General features: G+C 58.8%; 23 protein-coding genes. 22 read left to right on the top strand and 1 reads right to left on the bottom strand.

Translation table 11 applies throughout. From position 1 onward, the window contains the following. Window positions 1-76 precede the first annotated feature (76 nt). The 20 genes from HY011_30110 (at window position 77) to hypE (ending at window position 16,975) form a co-directional block, all read left to right on the top strand. Window positions 77-505 (top strand): general secretion pathway protein GspG, encoded by a 429-nt coding sequence (locus HY011_30110; GenBank protein ID MBI3427205.1) that lies wholly within the window; start codon window positions 77-79, stop codon window positions 503-505. Window positions 506-525: 20 nt separating this feature from the next. Beyond that, entirely contained in the window at window positions 526-1,077 is a 552-nt protein-coding gene (locus HY011_30105; protein MBI3427204.1) for a prepilin-type N-terminal cleavage/methylation domain-containing protein, read from the top strand. Then, the gene (locus HY011_30100; protein ID MBI3427203.1) at window positions 1,077-1,520 is read left to right on the top strand and encodes a type II secretion system protein; all 444 of its coding nucleotides are present in this window, start codon (window positions 1,077-1,079) and stop codon (window positions 1,518-1,520) included. The genes HY011_30105 and HY011_30100 overlap by 1 nt, the downstream gene beginning before the upstream one ends. Before the next feature lie 99 nt (window positions 1,521-1,619). Further along, window positions 1,620-2,576, top strand: a complete 957-nt coding sequence (locus HY011_30095) for a hypothetical protein (protein ID MBI3427202.1) — start codon at window positions 1,620-1,622, stop codon at window positions 2,574-2,576. A 208-nt stretch (window positions 2,577-2,784) separates the two neighbouring features. Continuing rightward, on the top strand, window positions 2,785-3,615 hold the full coding sequence (locus tag HY011_30090) for a c-type cytochrome (GenBank protein ID MBI3427201.1): 831 nt from the start codon (window positions 2,785-2,787) through the stop codon (window positions 3,613-3,615). A gap of 173 nt (window positions 3,616-3,788) precedes the next feature. Next, window positions 3,789-4,250: a thioredoxin gene (trxA, locus tag HY011_30085; protein MBI3427200.1), complete on the top strand. Its 462-nt coding sequence runs from the start codon at window positions 3,789-3,791 to the stop codon at window positions 4,248-4,250. Between the two features lie 34 nt (window positions 4,251-4,284). Beyond that, complete coding sequence (locus HY011_30080) at window positions 4,285-4,716, top strand: universal stress protein (GenBank protein MBI3427199.1); 432 nt, start codon at window positions 4,285-4,287, stop codon at window positions 4,714-4,716. Window positions 4,717-4,927: 211 nt separating this feature from the next. After that, window positions 4,928-6,025 carry a hydrogenase small subunit gene (locus tag HY011_30075; protein MBI3427198.1) on the top strand — a complete coding sequence of 366 codons (1,098 nt, stop codon included), beginning with the start codon at window positions 4,928-4,930 and terminating at the stop codon, window positions 6,023-6,025. A 3-nt stretch (window positions 6,026-6,028) separates the two neighbouring features. After that, window positions 6,029-7,756, top strand: a complete 1,728-nt coding sequence (locus HY011_30070; GenBank protein ID MBI3427197.1) for a nickel-dependent hydrogenase large subunit — start codon at window positions 6,029-6,031, stop codon at window positions 7,754-7,756. Window positions 7,757-7,973: 217 nt separating this feature from the next. Next, on the top strand, window positions 7,974-8,726 hold the full coding sequence (cybH, locus tag HY011_30065; GenBank protein ID MBI3427196.1) for a Ni/Fe-hydrogenase, b-type cytochrome subunit: 753 nt from the start codon (window positions 7,974-7,976) through the stop codon (window positions 8,724-8,726). After that, complete coding sequence (locus HY011_30060; protein ID MBI3427195.1) at window positions 8,711-9,286, top strand: hydrogenase maturation protease; 576 nt, start codon at window positions 8,711-8,713, stop codon at window positions 9,284-9,286. Before cybH ends, HY011_30060 begins: the two co-directional genes overlap by 16 nt. 45 nt (window positions 9,287-9,331) lie before the next feature. After that, window positions 9,332-9,742: a hydrogenase expression/formation protein gene (locus HY011_30055; GenBank protein ID MBI3427194.1), complete on the top strand. Its 411-nt coding sequence runs from the start codon at window positions 9,332-9,334 to the stop codon at window positions 9,740-9,742. Between the two features lie 12 nt (window positions 9,743-9,754). Further along, window positions 9,755-10,096, top strand: a complete 342-nt coding sequence (locus tag HY011_30050; GenBank protein ID MBI3427193.1) for a hydrogenase maturation nickel metallochaperone HypA — start codon at window positions 9,755-9,757, stop codon at window positions 10,094-10,096. Between the two features lie 108 nt (window positions 10,097-10,204). Continuing rightward, window positions 10,205-10,894, top strand: a complete 690-nt coding sequence (hypB, locus tag HY011_30045; protein MBI3427192.1) for a hydrogenase nickel incorporation protein HypB — start codon at window positions 10,205-10,207, stop codon at window positions 10,892-10,894. 447 nt (window positions 10,895-11,341) lie between these two features. Beyond that, complete coding sequence (locus HY011_30040; protein ID MBI3427191.1) at window positions 11,342-11,806, top strand: nitroreductase family deazaflavin-dependent oxidoreductase; 465 nt, start codon at window positions 11,342-11,344, stop codon at window positions 11,804-11,806. Window positions 11,807-11,808: 2 nt separating this feature from the next. Continuing rightward, complete coding sequence (gene hypF, locus HY011_30035; GenBank protein ID MBI3427190.1) at window positions 11,809-14,148, top strand: carbamoyltransferase HypF; 2,340 nt, start codon at window positions 11,809-11,811, stop codon at window positions 14,146-14,148. Window positions 14,149-14,153: 5 nt separating this feature from the next. After that, complete coding sequence (locus HY011_30030; protein ID MBI3427189.1) at window positions 14,154-14,417, top strand: HypC/HybG/HupF family hydrogenase formation chaperone; 264 nt, start codon at window positions 14,154-14,156, stop codon at window positions 14,415-14,417. Then, complete coding sequence (hypD, locus tag HY011_30025) at window positions 14,404-15,516, top strand: hydrogenase formation protein HypD (protein ID MBI3427188.1); 1,113 nt, start codon at window positions 14,404-14,406, stop codon at window positions 15,514-15,516. Before HY011_30030 ends, hypD begins: the two co-directional genes overlap by 14 nt. A gap of 24 nt (window positions 15,517-15,540) precedes the next feature. Beyond that, window positions 15,541-15,918: a hypothetical protein gene (locus HY011_30020; GenBank protein MBI3427187.1), complete on the top strand. Its 378-nt coding sequence runs from the start codon at window positions 15,541-15,543 to the stop codon at window positions 15,916-15,918. 16 nt (window positions 15,919-15,934) lie between these two features. Further along, window positions 15,935-16,975 carry a hydrogenase expression/formation protein HypE gene (hypE, locus tag HY011_30015; protein MBI3427186.1) on the top strand — a complete coding sequence of 347 codons (1,041 nt, stop codon included), beginning with the start codon at window positions 15,935-15,937 and terminating at the stop codon, window positions 16,973-16,975. Window positions 16,976-16,997: 22 nt separating this feature from the next. Here hypE and HY011_30010 read toward each other — a convergent pair whose 3' ends face one another. Continuing rightward, on the bottom strand, window positions 16,998-17,954 hold the full coding sequence (locus HY011_30010; GenBank protein ID MBI3427185.1) for an amidohydrolase: 957 nt from the start codon (window positions 17,952-17,954) through the stop codon (window positions 16,998-17,000). A gap of 162 nt (window positions 17,955-18,116) precedes the next feature. Here HY011_30010 and HY011_30005 point away from each other — a divergent pair, with 162 nt between their 5' ends. Then, on the top strand, window positions 18,117-19,241 hold the full coding sequence (locus HY011_30005; GenBank protein ID MBI3427184.1) for a cysteine synthase family protein: 1,125 nt from the start codon (window positions 18,117-18,119) through the stop codon (window positions 19,239-19,241). Between the two features lie 122 nt (window positions 19,242-19,363). After that, on the top strand, window positions 19,364-21,010 hold the full coding sequence (locus HY011_30000) for a formate--tetrahydrofolate ligase (protein ID MBI3427183.1): 1,647 nt from the start codon (window positions 19,364-19,366) through the stop codon (window positions 21,008-21,010). Window positions 21,011-21,164 lie beyond the last annotated feature (154 nt).

Below are 21,164 nucleotides of genomic sequence, written 5' to 3'. Positions count from 1 at the left end.
CTGTGGGTGGGGCGCGCGCTTTATGCCCCGCCTGCGGCAGGCCCGGACAGCCCAGGGGCAACGTGGGTTTACTCTTTTGGAACTCATCGTGACCCTGGCGGTGCTCGCTTTGGTTGCGGGAGCCGCCATTCCGGTGGCGCGCAATCAGATTCAGCGCCGGCGCGAAACGGAATTGCACCAAAATCTGCGGGAAATCCGCATGGCGATAGATACTTTTCACCGGACTTGCCCGCAGTTTACCCAGCTCGAAACCGAGTGCTACAGCCCGCCGCCCTATTGCTATCCCAAAACGCTGAAATGTCTGGTGGACGGCGTGGCGGACGCCCGGAACAAAGATTTAATTCATCGGTTCCTACGCCGGTTGCCGCGCGACCCCATGACCAATAACTTTGAGTGGGGCACGTCTTCTTCCAGCGGCGAGGCGGGCGCCGAAGAGGACATCTTTGACGTTTTCTCAAAAAGCGACGGCAAGGCCTTGAACGGGTCGAGTTATAAGGACTGGTAAATTTGCGGATGAAGGCAGGCTTGTCAATACAACGGCTGGTGCGCTGGCAAACGGGACGGCGCTCAACGGCAACAGGGGAGCAACAGGGCTTCACGCTGTTGGAGTTGATTATCACTCTGGCCATACTTTCGGTGCTGGTGGGCATGGCTGTGCCGATGTTGCAGCACAGCATCAAACGGCAGCGCGAAGAGGAATTGCACGCGAATTTGCAGAAATTGCGCCACGCCATTGATCACTTCCAGCGGTACTACCGGAACGGCAGTCAGAATCCCGCGTTGTTTGCGCTGGAGTCGGATTGCATTGATTTGCAAAAACACAATGCCTGGCCGATGAAACTGGAATGCCTGACCAAAGGCTTGCCTGTGCCCGGCGCGATCAATGGCGAGAAGATGTATTTTTTGCGTGAGATCCCGCGCGATCCGATGAGGAAGTGCAAGGGAGAAGACTGCTGGGGCATGCGCTCCTCTTTTCAAAAGCCCGAAGAAGATTCCTGGGATGGCGAACACGTTTATGACGTTTTCAGCAAAAGCCAGGAGACGGCGTTAAACGGGACGAAATACAAAGAGTGGTAATGAAGCTAAAGCTGAACAATTTGCTGCCTGGAAACGCGCGCGTCCGGCAACCCCGCTTACGTAGCCAACGCGGCTTTACCTTTTTGGAATTGCTGATCGTGATGACCATCCTGGCGATTCTGGCGACCGTGGCGATTCCGACGTATCTGAAAAACATTCAACGCGCGCGTGAAACCCGCTTGATCCATGACCTGTGGGTGATGCGCGAAGCGATTGACAAATACACGGTGGATAAAGAAAAAGCCCCGCCCAGTTTGCAAGACCTCGTCAGCGCCGGTTATCTGCGCGCGCTGCCCGAAGACGCCATCACCAAATCCAGCGAAACCTGGCAGATCGAAATGGAAAGTGAAAAGCTCTCGCCGGACGCCCCGGCGGGCATCCGCAACGTCAAAAGCGGCGCTGAAGGCACCGACAGCAACGGCAAACCCTATAGCGAATACTGAACCAAAGAGATGAGGGATAAGGAATGAAGAAGGGAAGACAGACAGCCTTCCGCTTTTATCCTTCATCCCTCAACCTTCATCCCTCAACCTTTTCAAGTTATGGCAAATATCCCAATTTTCTCCAGTCTTTGGAAAGCCTTGACTGCGCCTGCTTGGCCGCGCACGGCGGTCGCGCTGACTGAAACGCACGTGGCGATGACCACCTTGCGCCGCCGGAGCGGAGAGTTCGAGCCGGTCAATCTGGGCGTGACGCGCTTGCCGAAAGGTTTAATCCAAGCCTCTTTCACCGAACTCAATATCACCAACGAAGCCGATTTGCTGGACAAATTGCGCGAGACCGCCACGCAAGCCGGGCAACGCCGCGCGCGCCGTGTGGCCGTCACGCTGCCGTCAGGCAGCGCGCGCAGCCTGGTCTTCACGCTTGATACTTTGCCGCAAAGCCGGCGCGAATTGGAGCAGATGATCGCCTGGAAGATCGAACGCAGCGTCGGCAGCAAGCTCAGCGAATTGCGCATTGATCATCAGCGGCTCAGCGATTTCAATGGCCGCAGCTTCTGGCTGGCTTCGGCGGTGCATGAACGCGTGGCCGAACAATACGAGCGCGTTTTTAGCCAACTGGGCTGGAAAGCCGGATTGTTGCTGCCCCAGGCGCTGGGCGAAGCGCAGTGGTTATTGCGCACCGGTTTCAGCGACGATCAGGCGCTGGTCAGTCTGAATGAAAACGGTTTTGACGCCGTCATCACGCGCGGCGACGAGCCGATTCTGGTGCGCGAAGTCGTCTGCACGCCCGAAGAGCGCGAAGATGAGTTTTACCGGCTGCTGGTCTTTTATCGCGACCGCTTGATGCCCGAAAGCGGCCCCGCCACGCTGACGCGCATGCTCACGCTCGGCACCGCCTATGAGCAAAAGCGTTTTCGCGAAGTGCTGGCATCGGCGCTCGAAAACAGCGCCATCTCGCTCGATCCCACGCAAGTCGGCTTACGGGTCGAACCGAGCGCTGCCTTCAAAGATTTCGCCGCCGCCGCGGGCGTGGCGACGCTGGCGTGGGGCCACTGAGACAACGGCTGTGCGCCGGGCCGACGTTGAATAAAGAACACACGAGTTGATGGGCGCATTCCCTTGTAGTAGCGAATTTATTCGCGCTACCGCGCGACAGCGCGAATAAATTCGCTACTACAAAGGGGAGCGGCAAAAGCAGGTCTTCAACAGGCCTGCGATCATCTCCATTTGTAGGCCCATTTTTAGGAAAGGCATTTAGGAATTCATGCAGATTCATTTCACTGACTCGCACAAACACACACTTTGGCAGCGCGTGGTTTTCAGCAGTTGCGCGCTGCTGCTGTTGGGGCTGGCTGCGGCTTGTAAGGATTCGAGCGTCGTCTCTGAACAGGGGAACGCCAGTCCGGGCGCGGCGGCCTCACCGGCGAACCCGGCTACCGCACCGGTGCCCGCTGTTTCGCCGGTTGCGGTTGCTTCGGTCGCGACGGCCAGTCCTGTGCCTGCCACCGGCAGCGTGGTTCCAACGCCTGCCGCGCCGGTTCCCTCCGCAACCACAGTGATGACGACAGCGAACGCCACCATTTTGCAGAACAATCCCAACGCCGGAAAACGGCCTGAGACCGATCCTGCCGGCCCTAAGCCGCGCCGCATCGGCGATTTCCCGCTGGAAGTCGGCCCGGCGCGCCTGCCGACGCCGACGCCCGATCCGTTCAAACCGCGCCCGACGCCGACCGTCACAATGGAAAACGGCAAGATCAAACAGCAATGGCCCGCGCCCGCTGAAGCGGCGGCGCTGAACAATCCGGCCAAAAACCGGCCTGAGATGATCAAACTGGGTCGTGAACTCTATGAGCAACGCTGCCTGGATTGCCACGGCAGCGCGGGCAAAGGGAATGGGCCGATGTCCGCCCAACTCAAACGCGACGGCCAGCCCATCGCGCCGACCAATCTGGCCAGCCAGATGGTGCAAGCCAATACCGATGGCGAACTGTTCTGGAAAATTACCAATGGCAAAACGCCCATGCCCTCCAACCGCGTGCGTTTCAGCGATGAAGAGCGTTGGGCCATCGTGGCATATCTGCGCACGCTCAAGTAAGCAGCCTTAACAACAAAGTTTGTCTGGGCGGAGGGAAACATAGTTCTCTCCGCCTTTTCCTTTGGCGGTGCGGGGCTTGCTGACAAACCGTGGCGGGGGCTGGTATACGCTTTGCAACCACTGCTGAGTGGTATGATTCGTGCGGATGAATCCTGACGAAGAGGGGTGATTGAATGTCGGCAGAACGCTCACAATTGATTTCGTGTCCGCAGTGCGGCGCGCACAATCGCGTCGCATTGGAGCGGTTGCAACAACAGCAAGCGCCCATCTGTGGCCGTTGCAAAAATCCGTTGCCCTTGCAAACGGGGCCATTGACCGTGCCATTGATCGTAACGGATGCCAGCTTTGCCAGCGCCGTCGAAAATTCAGCTATGCCGGTCTTGCTGGATTGCTGGGCGCCGTGGTGTGGGCCGTGCCGAATGCTTGCGCCGGTGATCGAGACGTTGGCTGGGCAGTTCACCGGACGCGCGCTCGTCGCCAAACTCAATACGGATGAAAACCCGCAGACGGCGCGCCGCTTTGGCATCAACAGCATTCCGACGTTGCTGGTTTTCAAAGCGGGTCGCGAAGTGCAGCGCCTAATCGGCGTGCGTTCGCAAACCGAAATCGCGCAAACCTTGCAACGCTGGCTGTGAGCAAAATTGGCTGTGAATACAGAAAGGAATCGCTATGAAAATTCTATTGGCAACAGATGGCTCAAAAAGCAGTGAAGCCGCCGTGCAAAATATCGCCGCGCGCCCTTGGCCGGCGGGCAGCGCAGTAAAGATTTTGGCGGTCGTTGAGATGCACCTGACGCCCACACCTGGCAGTTGGCTGGTACCTGACAGTCACTATTTGAAATTGCTCCACGAGTTGCAAGAGCGTGCCCGCGTGGCTATCGAGCAAGCCGAGGCCGTCTTGCAAGCAACGCCCTTGCAGGTCAGTTCAGACATCGTTATCGGCAATGCTAAGAGCACCATTCTGAAACAAGCCGAAGACTGGGCCGCTGATTTGATCGTGCTTGGTTCGCACGGCCACGGCGTCTTGGAACGTGTGCTGATCGGCTCGGTTTCGCAGGCGATTTTGGCTCAGGCGCATTGCTCGGTCGAAATTATCCGCTGAGGACTTTGCCCGACCCGCGCGGAATTTCACGCCACCCGTGGGCGCTTCCCCCCACTTTCCTCTTGCCAACGGTGCGGAACAGCGATTGCCAGTGGAAAAAAGTCGCACACACTTTCCGCTTATTTCATTCGCAACAGCAGTAAAAGTTTCGCCCTGCGTCAGTGCCGGGCGATGGCATCCGCACCGCATCAAGCCCTATCAAGGAGGAACCATGCCAGCCGCTACCTTTTATGAGGCCGCGCGGGCACACGGGGTTTCGCGCCGTGATTTTTTGCGTTTCTGCGCGACCACCACTGCCTTCCTCGGACTCGAAAGCTCCGCTCTGCCGCAAGTCGTCAAGGCGCTCGACACCGTCAGACGCCCGCCCATTTACTGGCTCAATTTCGCCGCCTGCTCCTGCTGCTCTGAATCTCTGATCAAATCATCACACCCGCTCGCGGGCGATGCGCTGCTGGGTGTGATCTCGATGGATTACATGGAAACGATTCAGGCGGCGGCAGGCCATCAAGCCGAAGAAATCATGCGCAACGGCATGAAAGAAAACTTTGGCAATTACATTCTGGCGGTCGAAGGTTCAGTGCCGACGGCGGACGGCGGCATCTATTGCACCGTCGGCGGCGTGACCGCGCTGGAATCGCTCAAAGAAGCCGCCAAAGGCGCGAAGGCCGTGATTTGTGTCGGCTCGTGTTCGTCGTTTGGTTGCGTCACGGTCGCCAAACCCAATCCCACCGGCTGCGTTCCCGTCCACAAACTCATCACCGACAAACCCGTCATCAACATTCCCGGTTGCCCGCCCATCCCAGATGTAATCATGGGCACCATCGTGCATCTGGTGACCTTTGGCACGCTGCCGGTGCTGGATCGCTTGCAACGTCCGCGCGTGTTTTATAGCCAGCGCATTCACGACAAGTGCTATCGCCGCGCCTTTTTCGACGCGGGCATGTATGTCGAAAACTTCGACGACGAAGGCGCGCGCAAAGGCTGGTGCCTTTACAAAATGGGTTGTCGCGGCCCGGTGACTTACAACGCCTGCGCGGTGACGAAGTGGAACGATGCGACCAGCTTCCCCATTCAATCCGGCCATCCTTGCCTGGGTTGTTCCGAGCCGGATTACTGGGATCGCAATCCGCTCTATCAGCACGTCGCCGGTGTGCCGCTGCCGGGCCTCGGCTCGGCGGATACCGTCGGCGAAGTCTTCGCGGGTGGCGTAGCGGCAGCAACAGCGGCGCACATGGTTGCTTCGGCGGTTAAGAAGGCTTCGCACAAAGAAGACGCACACAAAGAAGCCGAACCCGGAAAGGAGGCCTGAGTCATGCCACAACGTATCGTCGTTGATCCCATTACGCGTATCGAAGGTCACTTGCGCATCCAGACCGTCGTCGGCGACGACAACGTCATCAGCGATGCGTCGAGCACGAGCGCGCTCTTTCGCGGCATCGAAATCATCCTGCGTGGACGCGATCCGCGCGAGGCCTGGGCGCTGGCCGAACGCATCTGTGGCGTCTGCACACTCGTGCATGCCATCGCCTCGGTGCGCGCCGTCGAAGACGCCCTGGGCATCGTGATTCCGAAAAACGCCAATCTGATTCGCAACCAGATGATGGCGACGCTGCAAGTGCATGATCACATCGTGCACTTCTACCACCTGCACGCGCTGGACTGGGTAGACGTGGTCTCGGCACTCAAGGCCGATCCCAAGGCTACGGCAGAACTGGCGCAAAAGATTTCCAAATGGCCGAAAGCCTCCATCGGCTATTTCACCGACACGCAAAACCGGCTGAGGAAGTTTGTCGAATCCGGCCAGCTTGGCATTTTCGCCAACGGTTATTGGGGGCATCCGGCGTACAAGCTGCCGCCCGAAGCCAACCTGATGGCGGTTGCGCACTATCTGGAAATGCTGGTTTGGCAAAAAGAGATCGTCAAAATCCATGCCGTCTATGGCGGCAAAAATCCGCATCCGAACGTGCTGGTCGGCGGTATGCCGTGCGCGATCAATCCCAACCACAACGACGCGCTCAACATTGACCGCCTGAGCCTGGTCAAATCCAAAATTGACGAGGCACTAGAAGTCACCGAGCAAGTTTACATGCCCGACTTGATGGCGATTGCTTCGTTCTATAAAGACTGGGCGAAGTGGGGCGCGGGCCTGAGCAACAAGGGCATTATGGATTACGGCGATTTCCCGACCGTGCCCGGCGACAAGAAAACCGACCGCTGGAAAGGCGGCGCGATTCTCAACAACAACCTCAAAGAGATTTTCGAGATTGACCCGCGCGACCCGCAACAGATTCAGGAATTCGTCGCGCATTCCTGGTTCCAATACGCGGGCGGCGACAAGCAAGGAGTCCATCCTTGGGAAGGCGAGACCGAACCGAAATACAACGGCCCCAAACCGCCGTGGGGATTTCTGGAAATGAGCGACAAGTATTCGTGGATGAAGGCCCCGCGCTGGAAAGGCCACGCGATGGAAGGCGGCCCCTTGTCGCGCATCCTGTTGGCTTACGCGCACGGCGACGAAGAGGTCAAAGCCGATGTGGACGCGGCGTTGAAACAACTCGACGTGCCAATGGAGGCGCTGTTCTCTACGCTGGGTCGCACGCTGGCGCGCGGACTCGAAACCAAACGCGCCGTGCGCCTGATGAAAACGCTGCACGACGAACTGGTCGCCAACATCAAGGCGGGCGATTACCAAACCGCCAACACCGAGAAATGGGATCCGTCCACCTGGCCCGACACCGAACTGAAAGGCGTGGGCACATACAGCGCACCGCGCGGCGCGCTGGCGCATTGGGTGAGAATCAAAGACAAGAAAATTTCGAATTACCAATGCGTCGTCGCGACGACCTGGAACGGTTCGCCCAAAGACCCCAGCGGGCAGCACGGGCCGTTTGAAGCCTCGCTGATCGGCATGCCGGTGCACGACCCGAAACAGCCGCTCGAAATCCTGCGCACGATTCACTCCTTCGATCCTTGTCTGGCGTGTTCAACGCACGTGCTCGACACCGAAGGCAACGAGCTTGTGCGTGTTGAAGTGCAATGAAAAAGTAGCCGCAGATAGACGCGGAAGAACGCGGATATAGAAAAGGGGTTTCGTCCACAAAGGCACCCGAAGAAAGCACACAGGGGGGGACAGGTTGAACGGTGTTCTTCGTGGTTACTTCGTGTTACTTCGTGGGAAAAGCATGGCTTGAATCCGCGTGACTCTGCGTTCATCTGCGGCGGCCTTTTCGCTGGAGGTTCGCTGGAGGATTGAAACAATGGCCGCAAGAATTCTTCCTTCCCAAATCGTGTCGGCGAGCAGCACGCGCACCGAACAGACGGTGCGGTATTACGTCTGGGATCGCGCCGTGCGCGCCGGGCACTGGCTCAATTTTGTCTGCCTGATCGCGCTGGTCTTCACGGGCTTTTACATCGGCGGGCCGTTTTATCGCCCCACCGTAGACGAGCCATTCTTTGCCAGCACGATGGCGACGATGAAAAACGTGCACTTCCTTGCCGCCGTCTTTTTCAGCGTCAACGGCCTGTTCCGCGTGTACTGGTTTTTTGGCGGCAAGACCTATCGCCATTGGTTCCGCTTTCATTTGTGGCAAGCCTCGTTTTGGCGCGAAGTCTGGTGGAAGCTGCGCGAATACCTATCGTTGCGTTACATCGGCCATTACGCGCCGACACTTGATCACAACGCGCTGGCGTCGCTGACTTACACGCTGCTCTTTCTGGCCTGCGCGTTCATCTCGGTGACCGGCTTTGCGATGAAAGGCGCGATCAACCCTGATGGCACGCTGAGTATGTTTTTTGGCTGGGTGATTCCGTTCCTGGGTGGCGAAGCGAGCGTGCGCGGGCTGCACCGGTTGACGATGTGGCTGATCCTGGGTTTCGCCGTGCATCACATCGGCTTCGTGATTTATTACGAAGTGCTGACCGAGCGCGGACTGATCTCTTCGATCATCACCGGTTACAAATCGCGTCCGTCCGATTGGCAAGAGAAACTCATCCCGTGGAAAAAAGACTAAACGCTATCGTGCTCGGCATTGGCAATCCGCTGCTCGGCGACGATGGTTTCGGCGTCGAAGTCGCGCGCCAACTCAAAGACACGCTCGACGACATCGAAATCGTAGACGGCGGCTCGCAAGGCCTTTATCTGTTGCCGTACCTGCAAGGCCGCACGCACATCATTGTCGCCGACGCGATTGCCTTTGGCGGTCAGCCCGGCGAAATCGTCAAGCTCGACGCGGCGCAAGTGCCCGCCAAATTGCGGCATAAGATTTCTGAACATCAGATCGGTTTCAACGAAGTGCTGGCGTTGTTACAATTGTTGGGCGAAACGCCGCGCGAGTTTCTCTTTTTTGGCGTGCAGCCCAAACATCACGAATGGGCCGCGCCGCTCAGCGACGAAGTGGCGGCAGCAATTCCCCAAGTCGTCGAACAAATCAAAACCCACGTGCAAAGCTGGGGAATGGGTCAAGCAAAGGAAAGGAAGGGAGATTACGGAACAAACGGAAATAACGGAACAGACGGAACCGACTGCCTGCGGACGCTTCCGTTTGTTCCGTTCATTCCGTCTGTTCCGTAATCTCTCTCCTGCTGGTTCACTTGCCCAATTGGGAGACATGACCAAATGGAATTGATGAATGCCATCCCGTTACTCACGGAAATCAAGCACGCGCTGGCAGCGTTGCGCGAACGTGGTGAAACGCGCACGCTCAACATTCTGAACTTTCCGCTCACCGACGACGATGCGCGCTATCTCGACGAAGTGCTGGGGCGCGGCAACCTCACGATCACCTTTGATGGCGCGGAGCATACGTTTTGGCAGGAATCGAATGTCGCCGGTGTCTGGTGGGGCGAATATCGCAACGCCAGCCGCAAAATCACGTTGCGTTCCATCGAAATCGCCGAGGTGCCGCCGCTCGTTAGAGCACAAACCGAAGACATTGACGATGGCCTGCAACATCTCGCTGCCGCGCTCGCAACGCCGCCACAAAACGCCAAACGCGCGTTGCCCGTATTGGGCATGGCCGCCGATTGAGGCCAACCCGACATGCACGAAGCCGCCATTGTCCAGGGCATTCTCGACATCGCCATTCGCACCGCTCAACAAAACGGCGCCGCGCCCATTCGCTGCATCAAGCTGCGGCTCGGCGAATTTCGCGGCGTCGTGCGCGAAGCGTTGGAGTTTTGTTTTGAAGCGATGAAACGCGGCACGCTGGCGGAACAAGCGGCGTTGGAAGTCGAAACGATCAAGCTGCGCGCGGCTTGCGCCAATTGCGGCGAGATCGAATGCGCGCCGCGCGATTACAACTTTCTCTGCCCGCATTGCGGCGAGGTGCTCAACATCCTCGCCGGACGTGAGATGCAGGTAGAATACGTCGAACTGGATTGAAGTCCGGCAAGCTGCCAGCTTGCCGGAGGCTTGGCGTTGAACCAATTCGGTTCGTCGCTCGAACACGCGGCAAGCTGGCAGCTTGCCGGACTTTGCGAGGGACACCAGATGCATCAGGTCATGCTCGAAACCAACATCCTGGAGCAGAACGAAACGTTCGCGGAACACAACCAAGCGCACTTCCGCGCGCACGGCGTTTTCGTCATCAACTTCATGTCCGCGCCCGGCGCTGGCAAAACCTCCGTGCTGGAACAGACCATCCAGTTGATCAAAGCTGAATTCAAACTCGGCGTGATCGAAGGCGATTTGATGACGACGCTGGATGCCGACCGCATTGCGGCGTTGGGTGTGCCTGCCTATCAAATCACGACCGGCACTGTCTGCCACCTCGACGCGCAGATGGTGCAGCGCGCGCTGCACAACTTTCCACTCGACGGCCTCGACCTGCTGCTCATCGAAAACGTCGGCAACATGGTGTGCCCCGCCGAATTCAACCTCGGCGAAGACCTGCGTGTGATGGTTTACAGCACGGTCGAAGGCGCCGAAAAACCGAAGAAGTACCCGCTGATGTTTCATCAAGCCGACGCCGTGCTGCTCAACAAAATTGACCTGCTGCCTTACGCGGGCGTGAGTCTCGCGGAACTCGAACGCAACGTGCTGGAAGTCAGCCCCGAGACAAACATCTTTCCGCTTTCCTGCCGCACGGGTGAAGGAATCGAGGCGTGGGTGGATTGGCTGAAGCAGCGCAACGCGGAATTCCGGCAAACTCCTGCCGCAAATGCTGCGGCAGTGCATTGATTCAAGCTATAGACTGCAAGAAAAAGAATTTCCATAGCAAGCTCCAACGGAGCGTCAGCCAACAGCCTGGTGTGCAGCCCTAGGACGCAGATTGAGTCGTCGTGCGAAGCCCTGAAGGGGCGGCAGCTTGTGGCGCCCCTTCAGGGCTGGCCGAACCATTTGCACGCCCCCGCAGGGCTTCACCCTGGGCTGTTGGCTGGCCGTCCCTTTGGGGCTTTTTGGAAATTCTTCTTTCTGTAAATATTTCGGTGCCCGGCGATCACGGACGTCAGCGACCACGGCAGCAGGTGTTTAGAGTTCCGCCTTTAAGCGGTCAGGGGCGCGTCGCGCCGTATTTCGCGCCAGCGGCGTGCGGACCGCCTAAAGGCGGAACTCTAAACACCTGCTGCCACACGCACCGCAGCCACGAATTTTTTACAGGAAGAAATTCTTTTTCTTAAAAACTATATGAAGCTCAAGCAGTGGCTCTATCGCGGCGGTCGCCCCAATTGGATGGCGTCTGTAATCAACCGTGGCTGGGCCGCAATTCACGCGCTGGGGATTGCGCCGAATTATCTGGTCACGCTGGAAGTGTTGGGCAGGAAATCCGGTCGCAAGCACAGCCTGCCGCTCGTCATGGTTTGCAGCGAAGGCGAGCGCTACCTCGTGTCCATGCTTGGAGCGCGGGTAGCTTGGGTGCAAAACGTAAAAGCGGCGGGCGGCAAGGCGACGTTGTGTCACGGTCGCACTGAGAATGTTCAGCTCGAAGAAATTCCCGTCGCGCAACGCGCCCCGATTTTGCAGGCTTACTTGCAACGCGCGCCCGGTGCGCGCGGCCATCTGCCTGTTGACAAAGATGCGCCGCTGGCGGAGTTCGAGAAAGTCGCGGCGCAAATCCCTGTCTTTCGTGTGATCTCGCTGGCAACAGAATGATGATGCAAGCGCAACGGAAACAAACCGGTTCAGCGGCTCGCTTGCGCGTGCAGATTCGCGGCGCGGTGCAAGGCGTAGGCTTTCGGCCTTTCGTTTTCCGCCTGGCGACAGAATTGGGCTTGTGCGGCTGGGTCAACAATTCACCCCAAGGTGTGCAGATCGAAGTCGAAGGCGCGCGCCCTACGCTGGATGCTTTCTTGTTGCGGCTCGAAACAGAACTGCCGCCGCGCGCCTTTATCCAAAGCCTGGAGCCGTCATTGCTCGATCCGCGCGGTTATGTCGGATTTGAAATTCGCCCGAGCGAAACCGGCGGGCAAAAGACCGCGCTCGTCTTGCCCGATGCCGGCACGTGTGAAGATTGCCTGCGCGACATCCGTGATCCCGCCAACCGGCGTTATCGTTATCCGTTCACCAACTGCACCAACTGCGGCCCGCGCTTTTCGATCATCGAAGCCTTGCCGTATGACCGCGCCAACACGACGATGCGCGGCTTTGCGATGTGCGACGCATGCGCGGCGGAATACCACGATCCGCGTGACCGCCGCTTTCACGCGCAGCCCAACGCCTGCCCAGATTGCGGCCCGCAGTTGGTGCTGTGGGATGAAACCGGCAACGTATTGGCTGAACGTCACGCCGCACTGTTCGCCGCTGCCGAGGCTATACGCGCCGGGCAAATCGTCGCGGTCAAAGGGCTGGGCGGATTTCATCTGATGGTGGATGCGCGCGATGACGCAGCCGTGCGCGCCTTGCGCCAACGCAAGCATCGCGAAGAAAAACCATTCGCCGTGATGTTCCCCGCGCTCGCCGCCGTCGAAGCCGAATGCGCAGTCACGCCAATCGAAGCGCGCCTGCTGCGTTCACCCGAAGCGCCCATCGTGTTGCTCCAACGCCAATCCGCAATCCGCAATCCGCAATCCGCAATCTCGTCATTGCTTGCGCCCGGCAATCCGTATCTGGGCGTGCTGCTCCCGTACACGCCGCTGCATCATTTGTTGCTGGCCGAATTGCAATTCCCGGTCGTCGCCACCAGCGGCAATTTGTCGGATGAGCCGATCTGCACTGATGAGCACGAAGCGTTGGAACGCCTGCACGGCATCGCCGATTTGTTCCTCGTGCACAACCGCCCGATTGCGCGTCACGTAGACGATTCCATCGCGCGCGTGCTGGCCGGACGCGAAGCCGTGTTGCGGCGCGCGCGCGGTTATGCGCCGCTGCCGATTCATTTGCCGCAGACTCATTTGCCACAGCCAACGCACGCTGCGTTGGCAACCGGCGCGCATCTGAAAAATACCGTGGCGCTCGCCGTCGGCAACGCAGCTTTTGTCAGCCAGCACATCGGCGATCTGGAAACGGCGCAAGCCTACGCGGCCTTTCAGCACGTCATCAGCAGCTTTGAACGGCTTTACGAAACGCCGCCGCAAGCCGTCGCCTGTGATGCGCATCCCGATTACCTCTCGACGCAATACGCGCGTGCGCTACAGTTGCCAACGCAGCCGGTGCAACATCATTTGGCGCACGTGCTGGCCTGCGTCGCCGAGAACGAAATCGAACTGCCGGTGCTGGGCGTCGCGTGGGACGGCACAGGTTACGGCTTGGACGGCACGATCTGGGGCGGCGAGTTTTTGCGCGTGACAAAGGCGGGCTTTGAGCGCGCCGCGCATTTCCGCACCTTTGCGTTGCCTGGCGGCGACAGCGCCATCCGCCGACCACGTCGCATCGCGCTGGGTTTGCTCTACGAAATCTTTGGCGACGAACTGTTCGCCAAACGCGAACTCTCGCCCGTGCGCGCTTGTACAAAACAGGAACTGGATGTGCTGCGCGCGATGTTGCAACGCCAACTAAATTGCCCGCGCACTTCCAGCGCGGGTCGCTTATTCGACGCCGTTGCGGCGTTACTCGGCCTGCGGCAGGAAGTGTGCTTTGAAGGCCAAGCCGCGCTGGAGTTGGAGTTTGCCGCGACAGAAACCGCAACAGACGAAACCTATCCATTCCGCTTAACCGAATCCGCACTCCGCACTCCGCACTCCGCACTCCTCTTTGATTGGGAGCCGTTGATGCGCGCTTTGCTGGATGATGTGTGCGCGGGGCAAATGACCAACCACCTCGCGGCGAAGTTTCACAACACGCTCGCCGACGCCATCGTCGCGTTGGCCGAACGCATCGGCGAAGCGCGCGTGGCGTTGAGTGGCGGTTGCTTTCAAAACAAATACCTGCTCGAACGCGCCGTGCAACAACTGCAAAGCGCGGGCTTCCGTCCGTACTGGCATCAACGCATTCCGCCCAACGACGGCGGCATCGCGCTGGGGCAATTGGCGGCGCTGGCGCTGTGGCCCAAGGAGTAAACGCAATGTGTCTATCCGTGCCCGGTCAAATTGTCAGCATTGTCGGTGAAGACGTGCTGCGCAGCGGCAAAGTCAATTTCGGCGGCATCGTCAAACAGGTCAATCTGAGTTACGTGCCCGAAGCCGCCGTCGGCGATTACGTCATCGTGCACGTCGGCTTCGCCATCAGCAAAGTAGACGAAGCGGAGGCGCAACAGGTCTTCCGCTATCTGAAATCCATCGGCGAATTGGAAGAGTTGGAGATGGAGGCCGCCGATGAAATTCATTGACGAATACCGCGACCCGGAATTGGCGCAGGAATACGCGCAAGCCATCGCGCGCCTCACGACGCGCCCGTGGACGCTGATGGAAATCTGCGGCGGCCAAACGCACGCCATCGTCAAATACGGTCTTGACGAATTGCTGCCGCGCGAAATCACGCTCGTCCACGGCCCCGGCTGCCCGGTGTGCGTCACGCCGGTCGAACTGATTGATCAAGCACTGGCGATTGCCGCGCGCCCCGAAGTCATCTTCTGTTCGTTCGGCGACATGCTGCGCGTGCCGGGCACCGCGCGCGATTTGTTTATGGTCAAAGCCAGCGGCGGCGACGTGCGCATCGTTTATTCGCCACTTGATTGTTTGAAACTCGCCCAAGCCAACCCTGACAAGCAAGTCGTCTTTTTTGCCGTGGGCTTTGAAACGACCGCGCCCGCCAATGCGATGGCCGTGTATCAAGCCGCGCAGCAAGGCATCGAAAACTTTTCGGTGCTCGTCTCGCACGTGCTGGTGCCGCCTGCGATGGAGGCGTTGCTGTCATCGCCGGCGTGCCGCGTGCAAGGCTTCCTCGCCGCCGGACACGTGTGCACGGTGATGGGTTACAGCGAATACGAACCGCTAGCGGTGCACTACAACGTGCCGATTGTCGTGACGGGCTTTGAGCCGCTGGACATTTTGCAAGGCGTGCTGATGTGCGTGCGGCAATTGGAAGAAGGCCGTGCCGCGGTCGAGAACCAATACGCGCGTTCGGTGCGGCGCGACGGCAATGTGCCCGCGCAACAAATCATTCAGGAAGTCTTCCGCATCGTCCCGCGCAAGTGGCGCGGCATCGGCGAGATTCCGCAAAGCGGGTTGGGCTTGACGGAGCGTTACGCGGCCTTTGACGCGGGCGTGCGCTTTGGCGTCGCTGATTACACGGCGGCAGAGGATTCCGAATGCATCAGCGGGCTGGTGCTGCAAGGCATTCAGAAACCCCACGAATGTCCAGCCTTCGGTGCGCGCTGCACGCCCGAAAGGCCGTTGGGCGCGCCGATGGTTTCCAACGAAGGCGCGTGCGCGGCCTATTACCGCTATCGCCGGTTGCAGGCCGCCGTGGGCGCACAAGCAAGATAGCCAGTGAGTGAAAGGAGAATCGCGATGCAGAAAAAGACGAGGCTTTTACTTTTAGGCTTTTTGAGTTGGTTGATCCCGTTCGTGGTCGCCATCCTGATCTTCAAATTGCGCGAGTCGAATCGCGCGTTTTTTGAAACGATTATGGCCGTCACGGTCGCCAGTTCGACCACCTGGTTGGCAGTGCTCTATTTCAAACAGATCAAGCTGCGGTTTATCGCCGAAGGGCTAACGATTGGCATTGTCTGGTTCGTCATCAATCTCGGCATTGATTTGCTGATGTTCATGCAAGGGCCGATGAAGATGCCGTTGGCGCAATACATGATGGACATCGGCTTGACCTATCTGATGATTCCCGCCATCACGACGGGCCTCGGCGTGGCGCTGGAACAACACCGCACATAGTCAGCGAGGGATTCAAATGAGTTTTGCAGAAGATTTCGCGCTCACCTGCCCACTGCCGATTCAGCAATACCCACAAGTGTTGTTGGCACACGGCGGCGGCGGCAAGCTCATGCATCAACTGCTTGAGAATGTCATTGTGCCGGCATTCGCCAATCCTTTGCTCGGCGCGCGGCACGATGGCGCGACGCTCGACATCGGTGGCGCGCGGCTGGCGTTCACGACTGATTCGTATGTCGTGCGCCCTTTGTTTTTTCCTGGCGGAGACATCGGCACGCTGGCGATAAACGGCACGGTCAACGATCTGGCGATGTGCGGCGCGCGTCCGTTGTATCTGAGTTGTGGCTTCATCCTGGAAGAAGGCTTGCCGATGGAGACGCTCTGGCGCGTCGTGCAATCCATGCGGCAAGCGGCGAACGCGGCGGGCGTGCAACTGGTGACTGGCGACACCAAGGTCGTAGACAAAGGCAAAGGCGACGGCATCTTCATCAACACGGCGGGTGTGGGCGTCGTTGAACACGCCCTGCAAATCGAACCGCGCCGCGTGCAAGCGGGCGATGCCATCCTGCTCAACGGCGATCTGGGCCGCCACGGCATTGCGATCATGGCGCAACGCGAAGGCTTGGAATTTGAAAGCGAGATCGCCAGCGATTGCGCGCCGCTTCATGGCGAGGTGCAGGCGTTGTTGAACGCGGGCATCGAAGTGCACTGCCTGCGCGATCTGACGCGCGGCGGATTGGCGAGCGCGCTGGTCGAAATCGCCGAAACGGCACAGCGTCAAATCAATCTCGAAGAGCGCGCTTTGACTGTGCGCGAAGACGTGCGCGGCGCGTGTGAGATTCTAGGGCTTGATCCGCTCTATCTGGCGAACGAGGGCCGCTTCATCGCCTTTGTGCCGTTTGAACAGGCTGAACAGGCGTTAGATGTGTTGCCGGCTGGTGCGCGATTGATCGGGCAAGTTAGTGAATCGGCGCAACCGTTGGTCACGCTCAAAAGCCGCATCGGCGCCACGCGCATCGTAGACATGTTCAGCGGCGAACAATTGCCGCGCATTTGCTGAATCGCTTCGCGGCTTATCTTTCCTACGCTTGTAACAAGCGCCGCAAATTACCGCCGAAAATCGCCTGCGCCTGTTCTTCGCTCACGCCCAGTTCCAACAGGGCATTGACCTGCCCGTAAAACACCGCGCTCACCCAGCCGCGCGGGAAGAACGATGAGTCTGAACCGAACAGCAAACGTTCGTGCCCCACCACAGCCAGCGCGCGTCTGAAGACTGTCACCAAATCCAGCCCTTCGTATGGCATCCACTTGTTGCTGCTTGAGGTGTCCAGATACACGTTCGGGCACAGATCGGCCAGCAGCAGCGCCTCGCGCAACATCCCGCCGCCGAAATGCGGAATGATGAATTTGGCCGCCGGGAATTCCGCCGCCAGTTTGTACACATCCAGCGGATTCGAGTACCGCAGATCAAAACGGCTGGGCAGTCCCAGTTTCTTGCGTGCGCCGACAGACAGCGCGCCGCAATGCACAAACACCGCCGTGCCCGGACGTTCGCTGACCAACGCGACCGCCGCCCGCGCGCCTTCGTTCTCAGCCATCGAGAAATGGAACATCGCCGGGAACAGGCACACGACGCGCAGCTTCAATTCATCCAGCGCCCGGCGCACGCGCGCTTCAACATCGGGTTGGGTTGGATTGAGAAAGAAGCCGCCAAAGATGCGGTCGGGATAAGCGGCCACGGCGGCGGCGATGGATTCCTCATCGCCGGGCACACTTGCCATCAACAGCGCGGCGGCGATTTCGTGCCGGTCGAGTTCGTCTTTCCAGATCGTCGCCAATGCGGCGGGATCAGCGGGCGGCAGCGCCCAACCGGTCAACGCGGCGGCGCGCGCCAGCGGGTCAGGTTCGCTGCGCAAAGCAGGGGATTGGCTGATTAACGTTTCGAGAAAGCGTTGCGAAAAGAAATGCGCATGCGCGTCCAGTGTTTCGAGCGCGCCAAACGGCGTGGTCTTTTTGCCCGGTTTTTTGATAGTTGTCATAGCATTGCTCTTTCTGTCATGCGAGTTGTAGCGGCCCGGTGCAGCTTTTGCATTGTGGAATTCTCCGAATGGTTCCTCACCGGAAGTAGTTTTCTGTGGGGAAGATTTCCAGGGATTGCGCAAATTCACAACTGTGCTTGCGCAAACTTACGCCAGACTTTTATGACGCCAACTACGCTCACCAATGCTTCACTAATACCAGCGGCAATTGCAACCCGCTTTCGCAACTTGAAACCATTGATTGGCAACACGCCGCTGCTGGCCGTGCACTTTCGCTTGCGCGGGCAGCCGCGCGTGCTTTATGCCAAAGCCGAAAATCTGAATCTGACCGGCAGCATCAAAGACCGCATGGCCTTTCACATTTTGCGCCGCGCTTATCTGGAAGCGCGCATTCACCCCGGCGATACGATTGCCGAAGCGACCAGCGGGAACACGGGCATTTCGTTTGCCGCCATCGGGCGCGCGCTCGGTCATCAGGTCGTAATTTTCATGCCCGATTGGATGAGCGAAGAGCGCGTCAAACTCATCCGCGCCTTTGGCGCGCAAATCGTGCCGGTCAGCCGCGAACAAGGCGGCTTCCTCGGCAGCATCAACAAGACCGAAGAGTTGGCCGAACAACGCGACAACGTTTTCCTGCCCTGCCAGTTTTCCAACGAAGCCAATGTCGAAGCGCACCGGCAAATGACCGGCCCTGAAATCTGGCAGCAATTGCGCCAGCACGGTCTCACGCCCGCTGCCTTTGTCGCGGGCGTGGGCACGGGCGGCACGATCATGGGCGCGGGCCGTTATTTGCGCAGCCAATGTCCCACGCTCAAGTTGCATCCGGTCGAACCGGCGGAATCGCCGACGCTGACGACCGGTCACAAAGTCGGCCACCATCGCATTCAAGGCATCTCTGACGAATTCATTCCGGCCATTGTCGAACTCGATCAGCTTGATGACGTGCTGGCCGTGCCGGATGGCGATGCGATTCTGATGGCGCAAAAGCTGGCCGCGCAACTGGGCCTGGGCGTAGGCATTTCCTCCGGCGCGAATTTCATCGCCGCGTTGCTGGCGCAGGAGCGGCTGGGCGCGGATGCCGTCGTCGCCACGGTGTTTGCCGACAGCAACAAAAAGTATCTGAGCACTGATTTGTTGCGCGCTGAGCCGGTCAGAGATGGCTATCTCGCGCCCGACATTGAGTTGTCATATTACGAAGCGTTCAACCGCGTTTGTCTGACGTGTTTGGAAGACAACGAGAGTGCGTTTCAATCGGCGGCGTTGTACAGCAGGCTGCCAGCCTGCTGAGGCCGTCAAGTTGTGCGAAGCGAAGGAAACACAATTGGCTGGCCACTGACCTTCACTTTGTACGAAGCGCGGGAAACGCAGCAGGCTGGCAGCCTGCTGTACATTTTCATAGGAGTCCTTTTATGGCTGCACCAATGTTACCCATCCGCGAGATCGTGGAAAAACTGCAATTATCCGATGAGCATCTCGTTTATTACGGCGAACACACCGCCAAGCTCAAACTCGCTTTGTTGACTGATGAAACGCGGCCCAGCCGTGGCAAGCTGGTGATGGTCACGGCGATGACGCCGACCAGTCATGGCGAAGGCAAGACCGTCGTTTCCATCGGCCTTTCGCAAGCCCTCGCCCGCCACGGCAAACAAGCGATTGCGACGCTGCGCGAACCTTCGCTTGGCCCGGTCTTCGGTTTGAAAGGCGGCGCGACCGGCGGCGGCCAATCGCAGGTTTTGCCTGCCGAACGCATCAATCTGCATTTCACCGGCGACTTTCACGCGATCACCTCGGCGCACAATTTACTGGCCGCCGCGATTGATACGCATCTGCATTTCGGCAATGAATTGCGTTTTGATGTGGACAACATCTTCTGGCCGCGCGCGATGGATATGAATGACCGCGCGTTGCGCCATATCATCGTCGGCCTGGGCGGCAAGCTGAACGGCGTGCCGCGCGAGACGGGCTTCGTCATCACGGCGGCGTCAGAAATCATGGCGATTATGGGTCTGGCGAAGTCGCGCGCTGATTTGCGGCAGCGTTTAGACAACATCGTCGTCGGTTTGAGTCTGGATGGTCAGCCGATTCGCGCGGGCGATTTGAAAGTCACGGGCGCGCTGCTTGTCTTGCTCAACGACGCGATTCTGCCGAACCTGGCGCAAACGACCGAACACGTGCCCGCGCTGGTGCACACAGGCCCGTTTGCCAACATCGCGCACGGCACCAGCAGCGCCATCTCGCAACGGATGGGCATGAAGCTGGCTGAGTACGTCGTCAACGAATCCGGCTTTGGCGCTGACCTGGGCGCGGAGAAGTACTTCGACATCGCCATGCCGAATTCGGGTTTGAAACCTTCGGTGGCCGTCTTGATCGCGACGGTCAGGGCATTGGCGGCGCACGGTTCCGCGCCCGGCGTCAAAGATGATTTCAGTTGTGAAGCCATCGAACGCGGTTTGCCCAATCTGGCGAAACACCTTGAAAACCTGCGTAAATATAATGTGCCAGTGGTCATCGCCATCAACCGCTTCACCACCGATACGCCTGAGCAATTGGCCGTCGTGCAAGCGTTCTGCCGCGCGCAGCAGGTCGAAAGCGCCATCGTGAATGTCTTTGCTGAAGGCGGCGCGGGCACAATGGAATTGGCCGAAAAGGTCATTGCCATTGCTGAGCACAGTCATCCCGAGGAAGTTTGTTCGCTCTACAAGGCTACACTCAGTCTCGAAGAGAAAGTCGAGCGTGTCGCCAAAGAAATCTACGGCGCGGGGACGGTTTACTTCGAAGCCGAAGCGCGCAAGAAGCTCAAGAAGTTTACTGACCTGGGTTACGGTCAACTGCCGGTGTGTATGGCGAAAACACAATCCTCGATCACAGACAATCCTAAATTGTTGGGCGCGCCCACCGGCTGGCCGTTAACGGTGAGCGACGCCAATCTGGCGGCGGGCGCGGGTTTCGTGGTGGTGGTGGCCGGTTCGATGATGTTGATGCCGGGCTTGCCGCGCGTGCCGCAAGCTGCACGGATGGATGTGGATGAAGCGGGCCACATCACAGGTGTAAGCTGAAGAAGTAAGACCTGCCCAGCAAACTGAAGCTTTGCCACAGAGGCACAGAGACACAGAGCAAAAGAGATAGTTCTCTGGTCTCGCAAGTCTTTTCTCTGTGTCTCCGTGCCTCTGTGGCAAAGCTTCCTAAAAGGTTCGACTGGTTGGCGCTCCG

This window comes from Acidobacteriota bacterium (assembly GCA_016196035.1).
Lineage (GTDB): Bacteria > Acidobacteriota > Blastocatellia > RBC074 > RBC074 > JACPYM01.
The sequence above is the reverse complement of the archived record's forward strand: the minus strand, read 5'-3'. Positions and strand labels throughout refer to the sequence as shown.

What these genes read in the sequence shown, in the direction of transcription:
- HY011_30070 (MBI3427197.1), top strand. Translation starts at nt 6,029, where the DNA reads ATGCCACAACGTATCGTCGTTGATCCCATTACGCGTATCGAAGGTCAC.
- HY011_30080 (MBI3427199.1), top strand. Translation starts at nt 4,285, where the DNA reads ATGAAAATTCTATTGGCAACAGATGGCTCAAAAAGCAGTGAAGCCGCC.
- HY011_30000 (MBI3427183.1), top strand. Translation starts at nt 19,364, where the DNA reads ATGGCTGCACCAATGTTACCCATCCGCGAGATCGTGGAAAAACTGCAA.
- HY011_30030 (MBI3427189.1), top strand. Translation starts at nt 14,154, where the DNA reads ATGTGTCTATCCGTGCCCGGTCAAATTGTCAGCATTGTCGGTGAAGAC.
- HY011_30005 (MBI3427184.1), top strand. Translation starts at nt 18,117, where the DNA reads ATGACGCCAACTACGCTCACCAATGCTTCACTAATACCAGCGGCAATT.
- HY011_30100 (MBI3427203.1), top strand. Translation starts at nt 1,077, where the DNA reads ATGAAGCTAAAGCTGAACAATTTGCTGCCTGGAAACGCGCGCGTCCGG.
- HY011_30040 (MBI3427191.1), top strand. Translation starts at nt 11,342, where the DNA reads ATGAAGCTCAAGCAGTGGCTCTATCGCGGCGGTCGCCCCAATTGGATG.
- HY011_30075 (MBI3427198.1), top strand. Translation starts at nt 4,928, where the DNA reads ATGCCAGCCGCTACCTTTTATGAGGCCGCGCGGGCACACGGGGTTTCG.
- cybH (MBI3427196.1), top strand. Translation starts at nt 7,974, where the DNA reads ATGGCCGCAAGAATTCTTCCTTCCCAAATCGTGTCGGCGAGCAGCACG.
- HY011_30020 (MBI3427187.1), top strand. Translation starts at nt 15,541, where the DNA reads ATGCAGAAAAAGACGAGGCTTTTACTTTTAGGCTTTTTGAGTTGGTTG.
- HY011_30050 (MBI3427193.1), top strand. Translation starts at nt 9,755, where the DNA reads ATGCACGAAGCCGCCATTGTCCAGGGCATTCTCGACATCGCCATTCGC.
- HY011_30010 (MBI3427185.1), bottom strand. Translation starts at nt 17,954, where the DNA reads ATGACAACTATCAAAAAACCGGGCAAAAAGACCACGCCGTTTGGCGCG.
- hypB (MBI3427192.1), top strand. Translation starts at nt 10,205, where the DNA reads ATGCATCAGGTCATGCTCGAAACCAACATCCTGGAGCAGAACGAAACG.
- HY011_30095 (MBI3427202.1), top strand. Translation starts at nt 1,620, where the DNA reads ATGGCAAATATCCCAATTTTCTCCAGTCTTTGGAAAGCCTTGACTGCG.
- hypE (MBI3427186.1), top strand. Translation starts at nt 15,935, where the DNA reads ATGAGTTTTGCAGAAGATTTCGCGCTCACCTGCCCACTGCCGATTCAG.
- hypF (MBI3427190.1), top strand. Translation starts at nt 11,809, where the DNA reads ATGCAAGCGCAACGGAAACAAACCGGTTCAGCGGCTCGCTTGCGCGTG.
- trxA (MBI3427200.1), top strand. Translation starts at nt 3,789, where the DNA reads ATGTCGGCAGAACGCTCACAATTGATTTCGTGTCCGCAGTGCGGCGCG.
- hypD (MBI3427188.1), top strand. Translation starts at nt 14,404, where the DNA reads ATGAAATTCATTGACGAATACCGCGACCCGGAATTGGCGCAGGAATAC.
- HY011_30090 (MBI3427201.1), top strand. Translation starts at nt 2,785, where the DNA reads ATGCAGATTCATTTCACTGACTCGCACAAACACACACTTTGGCAGCGC.
- HY011_30055 (MBI3427194.1), top strand. Translation starts at nt 9,332, where the DNA reads ATGGAATTGATGAATGCCATCCCGTTACTCACGGAAATCAAGCACGCG.